Here is a 2,181-nt window from a genome sequence, read left to right as displayed (position 1 = left end):
CAAATAGAACTTAGGGCTTTTTTGAACATTGAGATACTTGCTGGTTATCAGCTCCTGATCAGCCACCTTATAGTCTGTAACCGTCTGGTCATTGGTGATCGTCGCAGCGCCCGTGAAGGCCGGGTTTAGCACTGGCGGTGCAGCAAGATAAGTATTAAATAGCTGCCCCCCTCGACTCACCACTACGATATCTGCACGCTGGCTCTCATAGACAGGAATCGACTGATTCGCGCTAGCCGAGTGTTGAATGTTAATAACTTGTTTTCCCGTACAGTCGTTGATGATCGTCCATTGACCAACAGCACGCATTCGAACCCAATATATGCCTTTTAACTCTCCAATAAAGCGAATGATTGGGCAACTGGTATAAGCATTCGTCATATCTATGCCGCCACCGCCCCCATTCTTCCCCCAGCCCATTTTGCTGACGTCAATAGTCACCACGCCTTGTGTAGATTGGCTCAAGAGTTTCTTGGTTACCAACTCCTGATCGGCCACTTGATAACCGCTGTCCGTCTGATCGTGGTCAAGCGTAACGACGCCAAAAAACTTAGGACTCACCAACGGAGCATATACAGTCTTGACATCCATCGGCGTCACCGCCGTCGTGTTGTCAGTACCCGTTCGTGTTTGCTCTGGAGTCGCCAGCCTCACACCGCCAGTATTGGCCACAATGCCGGCCACATAAGCCTTGGTTACCAACTCCTGGTAGGCAGGCGGGATCTTCGTCTGGTCATTGGTGATCGTGACCCTACCATCGGCACCTACTCGCAAGCGCTCCACGGGGGACGTAAGCGACGCACCTGAACGAGTCGCAACAATGAAATCAGCCTCAGAGCTAGAGCTAGCTTCAATACTGCCAATGGCAACTGGCGGGGTATTCATTTCGGAACTGTTACAACCAAATCCTATCATTCGATAACTGGCGCTACCGAACTCACTCCCGCCCACCTGTAGGTAAATAGAACGGTAGTCCAAGGAATGGGGCGCTGGGCCGCCCGCATCGCCAAGTGACTTCGCGACAATCAATTTGGCTCCTGACTGCGAATTTGGATCCACGATTGTGGCGCAACCACTAAGCCGCGGGCTCGCCAGCGGCGCATACATAGCGCTGATATCTTTAGCGGTCACGGCCTTGGAAACATCCTGACCAGCCTTGACCTCGGCCGCACTTGCCAGTGGCACAACACCCGCGACCGCTGTCGTTGCTGCGGCAACCGATAGTTTTCCATCGTTGTCAATGATGACGTTAGTGCCTTGCTTCACCCCGCCCAAGGTATTAACACTGGCGACCGGAAGCGTGTATGACGAACTGCCTGAGCCCGTGGTTGTAAGCACACCCGTATCACTGACTGTCAGGCCGTCACCCACCATCACACAACCTAGTTTTTTGGGCGTGGCAATCGGAACCTCGATGAAGGTAAAGTCGCGCGTTCCGCTTACCCTGGCATCGCGCTGCAGCGTTGCCCTCACCGTCACCCTTCCCGCTTTTGTGCCATCTGGAACCTGAAACTTCAAATCAGCAGAATGATCATCCGCGTTTATATCCACTAACGCCCAGTTCTTGCCTGAGGGGCCGTAAACATGGGCATTGCATCCGCTCAAACTAAAACGGATCTGATCGCCTGCTTGGTAGTCGTCAGGATTAATGATCCTCGCTTGCGCCCAGCCGTAATTGCTCTCTCCGACAGGCTGAAAATCGCGGCCGGAAAGCGGCCGAATATCAATGCCGTCGACCGTATCACTTTGCTGCGTAGCTAATTGGGAGTTTGTCTTTTTGGTCATAGCGATGCTCCTAGGGATTCTGGACGAGACCCCTGAAAGACAGGACACCGTTTCCCCCTTAACATAAGGGATAGGCAAACGACTGTGTATATGACTAATAGAAACGATAAGGGTGGGGAGCTGTTGGGTCAGGAGCGGCGTCGCCGCTGGAGCCCAGAGCAAAAACTGGCCATGGTTCGCGAGAGCCTGCAACCGGGGCAAAGCGTCTCGGTGGTGGCTCGGCAGAATGGCGTTAATGCCAACCAGCTGTTTCAGTGGCGCAAGCTCTATCAGAGCGGCAGTCTCTCTGCGGTCAGTGCTGGAGAGAGCGTTGTGCCTGCTTCCGAACTGGCCGATGCGCTCAAGCAGATCCGCGAGCTACAGCGCATGCTGGGCAAGAAAACCATGCAGGTCGAG

Annotated in this window: 2 protein-coding genes; one reads left to right on the top strand and one right to left on the bottom strand. The window is 53.8% G+C overall.

Annotated elements, in window-relative coordinates:
- On the bottom strand, positions 1 to 1,785 hold a 1,785-nt coding region (locus F8N44_RS31015; protein WP_224794857.1), incomplete at its 3' end, for a hypothetical protein.
- A 90-nt stretch (positions 1,786 to 1,875) separates the two neighbouring features.
- Here F8N44_RS31015 and F8N44_RS31010 point away from each other — a divergent pair.
- Positions 1,876 to 2,181 (top strand): transposase (locus tag F8N44_RS31010; RefSeq protein ID WP_150653008.1); only part of this gene is annotated, 306 nt, incomplete at its 3' end.

It is taken from the genome of Pseudomonas fluorescens, from assembly GCF_902497745.1.
Taxonomy (GTDB): domain Bacteria; phylum Pseudomonadota; class Gammaproteobacteria; order Pseudomonadales; family Pseudomonadaceae; genus Aquipseudomonas; species Aquipseudomonas fluorescens_BM.
This window is presented reverse-complemented; position numbering and strand designations above follow the sequence as displayed.